The following is a 14,683-nucleotide window of genomic DNA, read 5'->3' on the forward strand; positions in this document are numbered from 1 at the left end:
TCTTTATTTTCCTTTGAGCCATTATTAAAGGACGTTATTGTGTTAAATAAATTCCCTCTGTGGAAATATATACTTCTCTGTTTTGTTGTCGTAGTCAGTTTTCTCTATGCGGCTCCTAATCTTTATGGTGAAGATCCTGCTGTTCAAATTTCTGCGACACGTGGTGCAAAAATTGATCAACAGACATTTGAAAAAATCAATGCATTATTAAAAGATAATAATATTGCAGTTAAAAATAGTAAACTTGACAATGGACAAATATTAGTCCGCCTTTCCTCTGGTCAAGATCAATTAATAGCACGCGATGTGATAAAAAAAGAACTTAAAGATGGTTTTATTACCGCTTTAAATTTAGCACCTGCGACGCCTGCATGGTTATCTGCAATTGGAGCTTCGCCTATTAAATTAGGTCTCGATTTGCGGGGTGGGGTACACTTCTTAATGGAAGTGGATATGGATGAGGCGATTAAGAAATCACAAGTGCAAATGGTACAAGATTTACGTGCTGATCTTCGTGAACAAAAAATTCGTTTCCGCGGTATTCGCGAATCAAAGAAAACAAATGGTGTTATTTTACGTTTCGTTAGTGAAGAGATGCTGGATAAAGCGGAGGAATATTTAAAGCCTCTTAATCCTGGTTATTTATTTTCAAATGAGCAGAAAAACAATGAATTTGTTTTAAAAATTAATATAACAGAAAAAAAACTACACTCAATTAAAGAGAACGCATTACAACAAAATTTAGGTATTTTACGTAATCGAGTTAATGAGTTGGGTGTTGCAGAGCCATTAGTACAACGCCAAGGTAGTGATCGTATTGTGGTTGAACTACCGGGTATTCAAGACACTGCGCGTGCGAAAGAGATATTAGGTGCAACCGCAACGCTTGAATTTCATGCTGTGGATACAAAAACGGATATTAATGATGCACTTTCAGGACGGTTACCGGCTTCGTCGATAATACAAAAAACACGAGAAGGGCGACCTGTTGTTATCCAAAAAAGGATAATATTAATGGGTAATCATATTGTTGATGCCCGCTCAAGTACGGATGAATACGGACGCGCTCAAGTGAGTATCTCTTTGGACTCTCAAGGTGGCAGTAAAATGTCTCGTTTTACCAAAAGAAATATTGGTAAACCGATGGCGACATTATTCATTGAATATTTACCGAGTGGTAAGAAAAAAGCGAATGGCAAAGCGATTATTGAGAAGCGTTATGAAATTGCGAATGTGGCGACAATTCAAGCGCAATTAGGCCGTAGTTTCCGGATCACTGGACTTGATAATCCTGCTGAAGCACATAATTTAGCTTTATTACTTCGTGCAGGAGCGTTGATAGCGCCGATTCAAATCGTAGAAGAACGTACAATTGGGCCAAGTTTGGGTGCACAAAATATTAAAGATGGTCTAAAAGCAATGGCTTATGGTTTATTTGCCGTGTGTTTGTTTATGGCTATTTATTATCGTAAGTTTGGTTTGATAGCAAACTGTGTATTACTCTTTAATATTATTATGCTTGTGGCTGTAATGTCTATGATTCCGGGGGCGACATTAACACTGCCGGGTATTGCCGGGATTGTGTTAACGGTAGGAATGGCCGTCGATGCAAATGTATTGATCTTTGAGCGTATTCGAGATGAATTACGAGCAGGCAAATCTGTTCAGCGAGCGATAAATGAAGGTTATGCTAACGCATTTTCAACTATTGCAGATGCAAATGTTACAACATTTATTACCGCTGTTATTCTCTTTGCTGTGGGTACAGGGTCAATTAAAGGTTTTGCTGTGACACTTATGCTTGGGATTGCGACATCGATGTTTACTTCTATTGTCGGTACTCGTGCGATTGTTAATGCCCTTTGGGGTGGTCGTAATGATATTAAAAAGCTATCAATATAAGCTTAAGGATTAATTATGTTACAGATATTTCAGCCTAAAAATACGCTTCCATTTATGCAGTATTCTAAGGTCACCACTTTGCTCTCAATCGTACTGATGATCGTATCGACGGTAGCTTTATGCTTTAATGGGCTAAACTTAGGGCTTGATTTTACCGGTGGAACGCTTATTGAAGTAGGCTTTGAACAATCCGTTGATTTACCCGAAGTGCGCACCGTATTAATCGATGCTGATTTTCCCGGTGCCATTGTCCAATATTTTGGTACGAGTCATGATGTTTTAATACGATTAGCGGTTGATGAAAGTGTAAAAGGCTCAGTGATTGGATCAAAAATATTGAGCGCATTACAAAGTGGGGATTTTGGTCAAGTTGATATGCATCGCATTGAATTTGTGGGTCCTAGTGTGGGGGCTGAGCTTGCTGTGAATGGGGCTCTTGCAATGATTATTGCATTACTTTGTATTTTAGCTTACGTTAGTTTACGTTTTGAATGGCGGCTAGCAACGGGAGCGGTATTATCCTTAGTACATGATATTATTATTACCTTGGGTATCTATTCCGTTTTTCAGTTGGAATTTGATTTAACGGTATTAGCTGCGTTATTGGCAATTATCGGCTACTCTCTGAATGATACTATTGTTGTTTTTGATAGGATCCGTGAAAACTTCCGTCGTTTAGTAACGACTGCGCCAAGAGATGTAGTGGATATTTCTATCACACAGACTCTAAGTCGTACATTGATATCATCGGCAACAACGCTACTGACACTCACATCATTGTTCTTTTTGGGTGGTGAGTTGATACATGGATTTGCAACTACGTTACTTATTGGTATTGTAGTGGGTACTTATTCTTCCATCTATGTTGCCAGTGCATTAGCCATAAAATTTGGGATATCTCGTGCTGACATGCTCCCAGTTGTGGTAGAAAAAGAAGGAGCAAATCAAAGACCGTTAATGTAAAAATTTGGAATATAAGGTTAAGTACGAAACAGATAGTAATTAGCCTTATAAAAAATAAAAACGCGATGCTGAAAAGTAGCGCGTTTTTTTATAAGATATTTTGTAGTGGCGTTGTCAGCTTGAGACATTTAGAGATAGACATAATTTAAAGCATTCTTACGTATGCTTAAGGGTGATTTTAGGATTAATATGCTTAGTTTATTTAAGCCTTAAAAGTGTTGTTAACGGGAATATTAGGTTAAAAGTGCTCTTTAATAATGTATAAATCTGGTACTGTGATTAAAGGTGGAGCTATTTATAGCTTCGACTTTACTTTGTACTGGTTATAGTACACTCTGATGTTTCTCAAGTTGCTTATATTCTTAGGTTTATTTATGAAAAAAACATTTTTTACATTAAGTTATCTTTTCTTTTGTCTTTTATTAAGTGCTTGTCAAACTTTGTCTTTTGAAAAAAAAGACTCTCGAGATATATATTCCGCATTTGCTTTTCCGATGGCGACTGCAGTGCAGGTTAGTTACCAAGATGAAGTAACACTATTACGTATTAATCAATTACTCACAGAGAAAAAAACATTTTCCAATGCTAAACGCGCAGTCTTATTTTATGAGCGTGGTTTGCTCTATGATAAAATGGGTTTAAGTGCACATAGTCGTTATGATTTTACACAAGCTATTAATAGTGATCCTACCTTTGCACCGGCTTATAATTCACTGGGCTTATATTTGTTACTTGCCCAGTCTTATGATGAAGCCTTTGAAGCATTTGATAGTGCGCTTGAACTGTCTAATCAAACCCTTTCGTATAGTTATTTACACCGCGCGATCGCCTTATATGAAGTACATCGTTATCACTTAGCAAGTCAAGATATTGAGACTTTCTATAAGTTAGATAAAACTGATCCTTATCGTATTTTGTGGCGTTATATTATTAACAGTGCACTGGATAAAGAAAAAGCATTACAAGCATTAAAATCTGCGTCATTAGAGCATAGCGATGATCGCTATATTTGGAATATACTGGATGTTATAGCACAAAGAAAAACAGAAGAAGAGTTATTAGTTAATGTTTTTCAAGGAGTAAAGAGTAATAATGAATTAGCGGAGCGTTTATGTGAAATTTATTTTTATCTTGCACATTGGTATAAAAGCAATGCACAAATTGATAAGGCTATTTATTATTTTAAATTGAGCACTGCCACGAATATTCATGAATTCATTGAATATAAATATGCATTAATAGAATTATCTGCGATTCAAACTCAAGTTAAAATATTACGTCAGCAAAAATAAAAATCATGATGAGAGTATGTTTAAGTATTTAATTTTAAATGAGAAAAAAGAAGTTTTTTGAATCTGTGTTATATTTGTAGGTCATAAGTAAAGAGCGTATCTGGCAAGCTCTTTTATCTCGATTAAGGTCATAAGATGTTAAATAATAAAACAGTTTTGATCACGGGTGGAACGGGATCTTTTGGTCAACGTTTTATCGCTACCATTTTAAAGCGATATACTAACGTAAAAAAAATAATTATTTATTCGCGAGATGAATTAAAACAATCCATTATTCAGCAATATTATCCACGTAATCAATACCCTCAATTACGTTTTTTTATCGGAGATGTACGCGACCGTGAGCGTTTAGTACAAGCTTGTGAAGGGGTTGACGTGATTATTCATGCAGCTGCCATGAAGCAAGTCGACACCGCAGAATATAACCCGAGTGAGTGTATTCGGACAAATGTTGATGGCGCCGAGAATGTTATTTATGCTGCATTACAGTGCCGAGTTAAAGATGTGATTGCACTTTCAACGGATAAAGCATGTGCACCGATTAGTTTATATGGCGCAACGAAATTAACCTCCGATAAATTATTTGCGGCCGCTAATAATATTCGTGGGACAAAAGATATTCGTTTTAGTATTGTGCGTTATGGCAATGTAATGGGCTCTAGAGGGTCGGTCATTCCCTTTTTTATTCAGCAACGCAGTACTGGAACTCTACCCATTACGCATAAAGAAATGACCCGTTTTAATATCTCCTTACAAGCGGGTGTTGATCTCGTAATGTTTGCCATCAAGCATCATTTAGGAGGTGAAATATTTGTTCCTAAAATACCTTCTTACAAAATCATGGATATGGCAACCGCTATCGCACCTGATTGTGTATTGAAAATGGTCGGTATTCGCCCTGGGGAAAAGTTGCATGAAGAAATGATCACCGCATCAGATGCGCTGCATACTATTGATATTGGTGATTATTACGCCATTTTACCTTCTGTTTCTTATATGTATACGATGGATGACTATATACATCATCATCACGGGACGCCGGTACCTTTTGGTTTTTCGTATAATTCGGGAGACAATAGTCAATATGAAACGATAGCATCATTACGAGATTTAATTGTGCAGCATGTTGATGCTGATTTTAAAGTCATATGATGATCCCATACGGAAAGCAAGACATCAATGCAGAGGATATTGAGGCAGTTCTTAATGTTTTGCAATCAGAGTTTTTAACTCAAGGTCCACAGATACCTCATTTTGAAAATAGTATAAAAAAGGCGGTAAAGGCGCAATATGCGATTGCTGTTAATTCGGCTACGTCTGCATTACATATTGCTTGTTTAGCTTTGGGCGTCGGTAAGGGCGATGTGGTTTGGACAACGCCGATAAGCTTCGTTGCATCGGCAAATTGTGCATTATATTGTGGTGCGAGCATTGATTTTGTAGATATAGATGCAGACACTTACAATTTAAGTGTCTTTCATTTACAAAAAAAATTGCAACATGCCCGTTTAAATCATTTATCCCTGCCTAAAGTCGTCATTCCTGTACATCTTTGTGGTCAATCTTGTGCCATGCAAGAAATTTATCAATTAAGTCAAGAATACGATTTTTCTATTATTGAAGATGCCTCGCACTCAATAGGTGGACGTTATCTTGATAGAAGTATTGGCGGTTGCCAGTACAGTGATATTAGCATTTTTAGTTTTCATCCAGTAAAAATAGTCACCACTGCAGAGGGAGGCGTTGCGACGACAAACAATGCATCATTAGCTCAAAAAATGACGTTATTACGCAGTCATGGTATTACGCGAGATCCGCTGTTAATGAGTACGACAAAAGAGGGTGATTGTTATTATGAACAGGTATGCTTAGGCTTTAACTATCGCATGACGGAAATGCAGGCTGCGTTAGGAGTGAGTCAAATGCGTCGATTAGCGAGCTTTGTTACATTACGTAACAAACTAGCTAAACGTTATGATCATGCGCTACAAGATTTACCCGTGCAACTTCCACAACAAATGCAAGGAACGTATTCAAGTCGGCATCTATATATTATTCGCTTGCAATTGGATAAAATTCAGATAACACAAAAAGAAGTATTTTCATTGCTTCGAGAAAAAGGTATCGGTGTTAATTTACATTATATTCCCATTCACTTACAACCTTATTACCAACGTTTAGGTTTTCTATCAGGGCAATTTCCACACGCTGAGTCGTATTATAAAAATGCGCTGAGTTTACCTTTATATCATGGTATGACAAAAGCGCAGCAAGATGTAGTGATAGTGACGTTAAAAGAGGTGCTGTTATCATGATGCGCGTTGCAATTATTCCCGCAAGAGGTGCGAGTAAAAGAATACCGAGAAAAAATATTAAACATTTTGATGGTAAACCCATCATTGCTTACTCTATCGAAGCCGCACTTAATGCAAACTGTTTTGAGCGCGTGATTGTGTCAACCGATGATGCAGAGATAGCTGAAATTGCGATGGCTTATGGTGCTGAAGTACCTTTTATGCGTCCGGCGAGCATTGCAGATGATCATGCGACAACCATCGAAGTTGTGCAACATGCCATACAATATTTACAGACACAAGGCGTGGATCCTGAGTATATTTGTTGTATTTATGCAACGGCTCCTTTCATTCAGAGTGTTAATCTTGAACGTGCATATTTGTTACTAGAGAAAAAAAAATGTAATTATGTATACAGTGTCACTCAGTTTTCTTTTCCTATTCAAAGAGCGATTAAAATCAATAAACAGGGTGCGAGTATTATGTTTACGCCCGAAAGTTTTTATACACGTTCGCAAGATTTAGAGGAGGCCTTCCATGATGCAGGGCAATTTTATTGGGGTGTAACACAAGCTTTTATTCAAGGTGAAAACATGTTTTCAAGTCATGCTTTTACTTTTAAATTACCCCGAGAAGAAGTACTCGATATTGATACCTTAGACGATTGGTCATATGCTGAATCTATGTTTGAAATATTAAAGAAAAAAACATAGTGCAGGTTGTTTTTCGCGTTGATTCTAGTCATGTAATAGGTACTGGCCATGTAATGCGTTGTATTACACTCGCCAAAAAAATAGCACGAGATCCTCAAGTGCGTTGTTTATTTATTTGTCGTGAGCATTTGGGCAATATAGCATCTGTCATTGAGGATGCAGGTTTTACTGTTGGCTTTTTAAAAAGTAAGCCGAGCATAAAACAACATCCTTTATATTCAAACTGGTTGGGGAGCACACAAAAAGATGATGCATTACAAACATTCGCCCTTTTAAATGCATTGAAAATAAAACGTATAGCACTTTTGGTGGTGGATAACTATGCATTAGATATTACTTGGGAAGCGCAGTTTAAAAAGAGCGTCAAACAACTTTTAGTGATTGATGATTTGGCGGATAGAAAGCATCAATGTGATGCTCTCCTAGATCAAAATATGGCGCCATCATACCGTACTCGTTATCAACATTTACTGCCTAAAGGTTGCCAAACATTCCTTGGATCTCATTATTCTTTATTGCGTGATGATTTTTATATTTGTCGAAATAAAGTACAAGTCCGAACACAACTCCGTCGCCTTTTTATTTTTTTCGGAGGTGTAGATAAACAGAATATGACGTTAAAATGTTTACAAAAAATATCTGTTCAATTGCCTTTATTACAAGAAATACAGGTTGTTGTGGGACGTGCTAATCGACATAAAAAAAGTGTGCAAGATTTTTGTAATCAGCATAAAAATTGTATCTATCATGAGCAAATATCGAATATGGCGGAATTAATGCTAAATTCTGATCTTGCTATTGGTGCAGGTGGAACAACAAATGCAGAGCGAATGTTTCTTGGTTTACCTAGTTTGGTGTTTTCGATTGCGGATAATCAATATATAATTTCTCAATATTTAGGGAACTTAGGCTGGATTGATTTTATGGGTTCAATGCAAAATTCGACTCTGGATAAATTACCGAGTACATTATGGCGTTATTTGTTGAATCCTGTTTTAATTGAACGTAAATCTGCGCAATTGTTAGCGGATAATATGAATAATATGGATGATTTTATCAAGCAGATATGGCCATTTTATACTTAGATGTAAACACGCTGCAAGTAGACAGGAGGTAAATGCTTATAGAAAAGTTTTATGCCAGTCTTTTATATTTAAAGTAGGATTGCTTGATCAGTATCGAAATAAAACAGTGGAAAGGGAGCAAAAATGCAACCGTATGTGAGTATTGACGGTATAAAAATTGGGTCGCAGTATCCACCTTATATTATTGCAGAGTTATCGGCGAATCATAATGGTGATATACAGCGTGCGTTTAAAATTTTAGACATGGCTAAAGCCTGTGGTGTTAATGCGTTAAAAATACAAACCTATACGGCAGACACTATTACCATTGATTGTGATCGGCATGAGTTTATGATCAACGATGGGTTATGGAAAGGTAGAACACTCTATGACTTATACACTCAAGCACATATGCCTTGGGAGTGGCATGCTGCGTTATTTGCTCGAGCAAAGCAATTAGGCCTCACTATTTTTAGCTCTCCTTTTGATTTTAGCGCGGTAGATTTTCTTGAAAAATTGGGTGCGCCGGCTTATAAAATTGCTTCATTTGAGGCCATTGATTTACCTTTAATTCGTTATGTTGCCAAAACAGGGAAACCGTTGATTATTTCAACAGGTATGGCTAATAAACAAGAAATACAAGAGGCTGTTGATGCTGCTCGTGAAGCGGGTTGTAAAGAGTTAGTGTTACTGCATTGTGTGAGTGCTTATCCTACTCCTGCGCAAGATCAACATTTAAAAACACTATCGGATATGAGTCGGCGTTATGATGCATTAGTAGGGCTCTCTGATCATAGCGTGGATAATATTACAGCGATAATGAGTGTGGCTTTAGGCGCGTGTATTATTGAAAAGCATGTTACATTAGATAGGCGCGCAGGAGGACCCGATGATAGTTTTTCGCTACAAGAGGAAGAGTTAAGGGCGCTTTGTCAAGACACTAAAGTCGCGTGGCATGCATTAGGAAAGGTTAATTATGCTTGTAAAGACAGTGAAAAAAATAATAAGATATTTAGACGCTCTTTATATGTTGTTAAAGACATAGCACAAGGAGCATTATTTACCGAGGAAAACGTTAAAAGTATTCGCCCCGGATATGGTATTTCACCTAAATATCTACCTAATGTTTTAGGAAAAACCGCTAAATTAAAACTAGAGAAAGGCACTGCATTTTCAATGGATTTTATTGTTTAGTTTGCCCAAAAAGCAGAAGGGCCACGTATTAAGCGCCCTTATTTTACAACTTGGTTTTATTTATTCTTCATCAAGAAAACGTTCGGCATCTAACGCTGCCATGCAACCCGTTCCAGCCGAAGTAATTGCTTGACGGTAGATATGATCGCTCACATCGCCAGCGGCAAAAATACCTTTAATATTTGTTTGTGTTGCATTACCATTACTACCCGTTTGTACTTTTAGGTAGCCATGGTTCATGTCCAATTGATCGGCAAACATATCGGTATTAGGTTTATGGCCAATAGCGATAAAAACGCCCATCACACTTAAGACTTCTGTGTTACCAGAAATAGTATCTTTAAGGCGTAAACCTGTGACGCCCATATCATCACCGAGAACTTCATCGAGTGTTCTATCTGTATGTAAAATAATATTACCGTTAGCCACTTTAGCATTAAGGCGATCTAATAATATCTTCTCAGATCTGAATCCTGTACGACGATGAATAAGATGTACCTCAGAAGCGATATTAGATAAATATAGAGCTTCTTCAACCGCAGTATTACCACCTCCTACAACAGCAACCTTTTGATTACGATAAAAAAAGCCATCACAAGTTGCACAAGCTGAAACGCCTTTACCTTTAAATACTTCTTCAGAGTCTAAACCTAAGTAACGGGCAGATGCGCCAGTTGCAATAATCAATGCGTCGCACGTATAGGTTTTTTCACCTTTGAGAGTAAAAGGGCGTTTACTTAATTGTACTTCATTAATATGGTCGGTAATGATTTGAGTATCAAAACGTAGGGCATGTTCTTTCATACTTTCCATTAAACCAGGGCCTGTCATATCATGCTTACCGCCCGGCCAATTTTCAACTTCCATTGTGGTGGTTAATTGTCCACCGGGTTGCATGCCAGTGATCATAACGGGTTTAAGATTTGCACGCGCAGCATAAACAGCTGCGGTATAACCTGCTGGGCCAGATCCTAGAATAATTAGTTTGTGATGTTGAACTTCGCTCATAGGGTTACCTTGAAAAATCATTACATAAAGAACCATGATAAACCGAGATAGAAGAAATAGCAGTATAAAAAAACGGATATTCAAATGGAATATCCGTTTTGTTTGATAGTTAAAAACGATTGATAAGTATAATCACTCTTTAATCAAAGAACATATGATTTTTATACTTATTTATAATACCGCTTTAACTGTACCACTACTTGATTTTGATGTTGCAAATTGACTGCCGGCTTGTTGCGTTGATTTAACAATCGTCACACGTGTTGTTGCCGCTTCAATTTTAAGTGGTGCGCTAAGGTTTAATGCACTGCTTACAGTTTTTGTCATCTGTGCGCTTGCACTTTGTATGACACTACTTGTTGTACCTATTCGCTTGTTATTTTGTGTTTCGGGACCATTTGTAATGTCAGAGCTTACCACTTCAGGTGTATTTACCACTTCAGGAGTATTTACTACTTCAGGTGTATTTACTACTTCAGGAGTATTTACTACTTCAGGAGTATTTACTACTTCAGGAGTATTTACTACTTCAGGAGTATTTACTACTTCAGGAGTATTTACTACTTCAGGAGTATTTACTACTTCAGGTGTATTTATCACTTCAGGTGTATTTACTACTTCAGGTGTATTTACTACTTCAGGTGTACTTGTTACTTCGGGTAATATTTGAGTTGCTTCTTTTACTCTGTTACTTGAATGGATGTTTTTCAAATCTTGGGTCATATTTACATGAGCATCAAGTGTTGAAATTTCAGTTGCAACAGGTGCTTGTACATTAAATGCTGAATCTTTTTTATTGTCTTCAGGATAACGACTAATAACCGGATCTGTATTTATTGGCATTTTTTCATCGTTCATTTCTGTACTGATAGTATCGCTGATGTCACGCTTTTTACGCTGTCCATTATTACGTAGATAACGAGAACGACGATTTGGCATTTTTACGTTTGTTTGCTCCGTATTTTCTAGATCGGCACGTGTATCATTATCGTGCTGTGTGGCCATTTGTTTTGGCTGTGTTTGTTGATTCGTTTTGTTTTCAACTGATATTGGTGCTGACGTTTCAATATCAGTGACAATAACTTGCTCTTGTTGAATACGTATTTTTTTACGTAAAGTACGACGTTTACGACGTACTGCCACCACTTCTTCGTGATCTTGTGCTGGAATTTTACGCGGTATTTTTTTATTTTGTTCTTTATCACTAGAATGATCTACATTCTGTTTGTTGCTCTTCTCTGGGGTGGTTCTTTGCTCCGGTTTATCGTATTTATTTTCATATTTATTACGTGATTGTGTATTACGATTACGATTACGATTACGATTGTTATTATTCCGAGGGCGTGCCTTTATTTCTGTTTCTTGTTCCGCAGGCTGTATTTCTTGTGTTGTCGTTGAGCTGAAAAATTTTGTGATCGCCACAAATATTTTAGAAAATAGGCAACTTTGTTTTTTTGTGCTCGGTATGTTGGCTTGTGTCGGGGTGTTTTTGGGACGAGAGAAGCCACTTAAAATAGGCTCTTCTTCTTTTTCCTGTTCACTTTTGACAACATTAGGTACATAGACTTGATGTTGTTTTTGTAATGCATCGTAGTTGATTTCATCTAGGCTATCATTACGCGTACGTTTGATTTCAAAGTGCGGAGTAAGAAAGTTTGCATTTGGAATGATGAAAATTTTACAGTTATGGCGTTTTTCTATTTTAAAGATAGCACTGCGTTTTTCATTAAGTAAATAGGCGGCGACAGCAACCGGCACTGTTGCTTGAATGTGTACGGTATTTTCTTTTAAACCTTCTTCTTCAATCAGCCGTAAAATAGCTAATGCTAAAGATTCATTATCTCGGATAGTGCCTTGGCCATGACAACGAGGACAAACACGTGATGCTGACTCACCTAATGATGGGCGAATACGTTGGCGAGACATTTCCATTAAACCAAAACGTGAAATACGTCCGAGTTGGATACGCGCTCTATCTTGACGTACAGATTCACGCATACGATTTTCAACTTCACGTTGATGGCGAGCAGGAGTCATATCGATAAAATCGATAACCACAAGGCCACCTAAGTCTCGTAAACGTAATTGTCGCGCTATTTCTTCTGCTGCTTCTAAATTGGTATTAAAAGCGGTTTCTTCGATATCACTGCCACGGGTAGCACGTGCAGAGTTAATATCAATAGAAGTGAGAGCTTCAGTTGGGTCAATAACAATAGAGCCACCGGAAGGTAGGCGTACTTCACGCTGAAAAGCTGATTCAATTTGGCTTTCAACTTGATAATGCGTAAAAAGAGGGATTTCACCTTGGTATAATTTTAGGCGATCAACATAATCAGGACGAACCATTTCGATATGTTTTTTTGCTTGTTCAAATGTTTTGGCGTGATCAATCACTATCTCACCAATATCACGACGTAAATAATCACGAATAGAACGAACAATGACATTACTTTCACGATGAATTAAAAAAGGAGCCACTTTTTCTCGGGATGCTTCATCGATGGCGCGCCAGTGGTTAACCAACACATTAAGATCCCACTCTAACTCTTCGGCCGTTTTACCAACCCCTGCTGTACGGACAATTAAACCCATACCCGGTGGTAGTTTAAGATGGCTAAGCGCTTGCTTTAAAAGCGTTCGTTCATCGCCTTCAATGCGACGAGATATGCCGCCTGCACGAGGATTATTCGGCATTAAAACAAGATAACTGCCAGCGAGGCTAATAAATGTGGTTAATGCGGCGCCTTTATTACCACGCTCTTCTTTTTCTATTTGTATAATGACTTCTTGGCCTTCTTTGATCACCTCTTTAATATTTGGGCGACCTTTGAAGGAGTACCCGTTAGGGAAGTAGGTCCGAGATATTTCTTTTAAGGGTAAGAAACCATGGCGATCTGCGCCATAGTCAACAAAAGCAGCTTCTAAGCTGGGTTCTACTCTTGTTATTATTCCTTTATAAATATTGGCTTTTTTCTGTTCATGACCAGGACTTTCAATATCAAGATCGTAGAGTTGTTGTCCATCAACAAGGGCAACGCGCAACTCTTCTGCTTGAGTTGCATTAATTAACATTCTTTTCATTTTTATTAACTCTTATATTTTATTTTTATGTTGGTTCATTGGTGTACTTGACCTCGGGTCTGGTGACACAATCTTTCATTATTTTATGTGTTTCAACGACGATTATGAACTTATAGCTTCATAAAGGGGTCGGAATCATTTTAATTATCTCATTAATCACGCTAAAGTCGCAATATAAATTTTTACATATATTAACGTTAGTCGTGATAAACTCATTAAATGGAACAAATAAATCACTCAGTACGCATGCTTGAGATATCTCAAGAGAATGCAAAGCAACGCATCGATAATTTTTTACGCCTACACCTTAAAGGTGTACCTAAAAGTTTGATCTATCGGATCGTACGTAAGGGCGAAGTGCGTATTAATAAAAAACGGATTAAACCGGATTATAAACTTCAAACAGGAGATATTGTGCGCATTCCGCCGGTGCGAGTCTCGGTAGGCAACGCTTTACCTTCACCAAAGTTAAATGCGATAGCGCAACTTGAATCTCGAATTGTATATGAAGATGACGCTTTACTCATTTTAAACAAACCTTCAGGTATTGCAGTACATGGCGGAAGTGGGCTTAGTTTTGGCGCAATAGAAGGATTACGAGCATTACGCCCCGATGCTCGTTTTTTAGAATTAGTGCATCGTTTAGATAAAGCAACATCAGGTTGCTTACTTATTGCGAAAAAACGCAGTATGTTGCGTGCATTGCATGAGCAATTGCGTAATAAGACGATGCATAAACAGTATTTGGCATTAGTGAAAGGCGCTTGGGATAAAAAAGATCGAAGCGTGAAAGAGCCATTACTTAAAGATTCTCAAAATTCAATTGTTAAAGTAAGCGCATTAGGCAAACAAGCTGAAACCCGTTTTAAAATAATGCAACGTTATAAAGGTGCAACGTTGATAGAGGCAAGTCCTGTGACAGGACGGACGCATCAAATACGGGTGCATAGTGCATGTAAAGGGCATAATATTGCGGGAGATGATCGATATGGCTCTCTTGAATTTAGCAAATCAATGCAAAAGTTGGGGTTAGAACGTTTATTTTTGCATGCTGCGCATATTACTTTTTATCATCCTATATTAGATAAACAAATGACCATAAGTGCTCCTCTTTGTGATTCCTTAGCCAAAGTGCTTGAAAAATTACAGCGTAGCTAATTATATTTACAGTT

General features: G+C 37.5%; 11 protein-coding genes. 9 read left to right on the forward strand and 2 right to left on the reverse strand.

The annotated features are described in order from the left end of the window. Positions 1-39 precede the first annotated feature (39 nt). The 8 genes from secD to pseI all read left to right on the forward strand — a co-directional run bounded on the left by secD (position 40) and on the right by pseI (position 9,422). Positions 40-1,902 (forward strand): protein translocase subunit SecD, encoded by a 1,863-nt coding sequence (gene secD / locus B8W84_RS03230; protein ID WP_094751892.1) that lies wholly within the window; start codon positions 40-42, stop codon positions 1,900-1,902. 15 nt (positions 1,903-1,917) lie between these two features. Continuing rightward, the gene (secF, locus tag B8W84_RS03235) at positions 1,918-2,865 is read left to right on the forward strand and encodes a protein translocase subunit SecF (RefSeq protein ID WP_094751893.1); all 948 of its coding nucleotides are present in this window, start codon (positions 1,918-1,920) and stop codon (positions 2,863-2,865) included. 374 nt (positions 2,866-3,239) lie between these two features. Next, positions 3,240-4,157: a lipoprotein NlpI gene (gene nlpI, locus B8W84_RS03240; protein ID WP_094751894.1), complete on the forward strand. Its 918-nt coding sequence runs from the start codon at positions 3,240-3,242 to the stop codon at positions 4,155-4,157. Positions 4,158-4,292: 135 nt separating this feature from the next. Next, positions 4,293-5,309: a UDP-N-acetylglucosamine 4,6-dehydratase (inverting) gene (gene pseB, locus B8W84_RS03245; protein WP_094751895.1), complete on the forward strand. Its 1,017-nt coding sequence runs from the start codon at positions 4,293-4,295 to the stop codon at positions 5,307-5,309. Further along, positions 5,309-6,472: a UDP-4-amino-4,6-dideoxy-N-acetyl-beta-L-altrosamine transaminase gene (pseC, locus tag B8W84_RS03250; protein ID WP_094751896.1), complete on the forward strand. Its 1,164-nt coding sequence runs from the start codon at positions 5,309-5,311 to the stop codon at positions 6,470-6,472. The genes pseB and pseC overlap by 1 nt, the downstream gene beginning before the upstream one ends. Beyond that, positions 6,472-7,164 carry a pseudaminic acid cytidylyltransferase gene (pseF, locus tag B8W84_RS03255; RefSeq protein WP_094752723.1) on the forward strand — a complete coding sequence of 231 codons (693 nt, stop codon included), beginning with the start codon at positions 6,472-6,474 and terminating at the stop codon, positions 7,162-7,164. The genes pseC and pseF overlap by 1 nt, the downstream gene beginning before the upstream one ends. Further along, entirely contained in the window at positions 7,164-8,249 is a 1,086-nt protein-coding gene (pseG, locus tag B8W84_RS03260; protein WP_180706023.1) for a UDP-2,4-diacetamido-2,4,6-trideoxy-beta-L-altropyranose hydrolase, read from the forward strand. The genes pseF and pseG overlap by 1 nt, the downstream gene beginning before the upstream one ends. Positions 8,250-8,372: 123 nt before the next feature. Further along, positions 8,373-9,422 (forward strand): pseudaminic acid synthase, encoded by a 1,050-nt coding sequence (gene pseI, locus B8W84_RS03265; RefSeq protein WP_094751898.1) that lies wholly within the window; start codon positions 8,373-8,375, stop codon positions 9,420-9,422. Positions 9,423-9,482: 60 nt separating this feature from the next. Here the strand turns inward: pseI and trxB are convergent, their stop codons facing one another. Both trxB and rne read right to left on the reverse strand, forming a co-directional pair. Beyond that, on the reverse strand, positions 9,483-10,430 hold the full coding sequence (gene trxB / locus B8W84_RS03270; protein WP_094752724.1) for a thioredoxin-disulfide reductase: 948 nt from the start codon (positions 10,428-10,430) through the stop codon (positions 9,483-9,485). Between the two features lie 171 nt (positions 10,431-10,601). Further along, positions 10,602-13,511, reverse strand: coding sequence for a ribonuclease E (gene rne, locus B8W84_RS03275; RefSeq protein WP_094751899.1), 2,910 nt, complete (start codon positions 13,509-13,511; stop codon positions 10,602-10,604). A 219-nt stretch (positions 13,512-13,730) separates the two neighbouring features. Here rne and rluC point away from each other — a divergent pair, with 219 nt between their 5' ends. Beyond that, entirely contained in the window at positions 13,731-14,669 is a 939-nt protein-coding gene (rluC, locus tag B8W84_RS03280; RefSeq protein WP_094751900.1) for a 23S rRNA pseudouridine(955/2504/2580) synthase RluC, read from the forward strand. Positions 14,670-14,683: the final 14 nt, after the last annotated feature.

The organism is Psychromonas sp. CD1 (genome assembly GCF_002239585.1).
Taxonomy (GTDB): domain Bacteria; phylum Pseudomonadota; class Gammaproteobacteria; order Enterobacterales; family Psychromonadaceae; genus Psychromonas.

Excerpts from the sequence above, each read along its gene's own strand:
- pseF (WP_094752723.1), top strand. The coding sequence starts at position 6,472 with ATGCGCGTTGCAATTATTCCCGCAAGAGGTGCGAGTAAAAGAATACCG.
- pseB (WP_094751895.1), top strand. The coding sequence starts at position 4,293 with ATGTTAAATAATAAAACAGTTTTGATCACGGGTGGAACGGGATCTTTT.
- trxB (WP_094752724.1), bottom strand. The coding sequence starts at position 10,430 with ATGAGCGAAGTTCAACATCACAAACTAATTATTCTAGGATCTGGCCCA.
- rne (WP_094751899.1), bottom strand. The coding sequence starts at position 13,511 with ATGAAAAGAATGTTAATTAATGCAACTCAAGCAGAAGAGTTGCGCGTT.
- pseI (WP_094751898.1), top strand. The coding sequence starts at position 8,373 with ATGCAACCGTATGTGAGTATTGACGGTATAAAAATTGGGTCGCAGTAT.
- nlpI (WP_094751894.1), top strand. The coding sequence starts at position 3,240 with ATGAAAAAAACATTTTTTACATTAAGTTATCTTTTCTTTTGTCTTTTA.
- rluC (WP_094751900.1), top strand. The coding sequence starts at position 13,731 with ATGGAACAAATAAATCACTCAGTACGCATGCTTGAGATATCTCAAGAG.
- secF (WP_094751893.1), top strand. The coding sequence starts at position 1,918 with ATGTTACAGATATTTCAGCCTAAAAATACGCTTCCATTTATGCAGTAT.
- pseC (WP_094751896.1), top strand. The coding sequence starts at position 5,309 with ATGATCCCATACGGAAAGCAAGACATCAATGCAGAGGATATTGAGGCA.